Here is a 221-nt window from a genome sequence, read left to right as displayed (position 1 = left end):
AGCCTCAGACCAGAGCCTCAGGTCTCGGCGAACGCCGTCGGCCACTTCTCGGCGATCCACCCGCTCCAGTCCTCGGCGGCGCGGGCCCCGAAGTCGCCGACCGCCTCGGCGGGATCCGGCTCATCGAGCATCTCCCGCCACTCATCGAGTTCGGCCTGGGTGACGGGCCATTCCGTCTCCGGGGACCGGCGGTGGCGCTCGGCGATCCGTTCGGCCTGCAT

Annotated in this window: 1 protein-coding gene; it reads right to left on the bottom strand. The window is 71.5% G+C overall.

Annotated elements, in window-relative coordinates; all coding sequences use genetic code 11:
- Positions 1-17: 17 nt before the first annotated feature.
- Positions 18-221, bottom strand: a 204-nt coding sequence (locus F0L46_RS25905; RefSeq protein WP_210247722.1) for a hypothetical protein, incomplete at its 5' end; no start/stop codon positions are given.

Origin of the sequence: Salinarimonas soli (genome assembly GCF_008386575.1) — a bacterium.
In the GTDB taxonomy this organism is placed as follows: Bacteria; Pseudomonadota; Alphaproteobacteria; order Rhizobiales; family Beijerinckiaceae; genus Salinarimonas_A; species Salinarimonas_A soli.
Note: the sequence above shows the minus strand (reverse complement) of the source record. Positions and strands in the feature narration are given on the sequence as shown.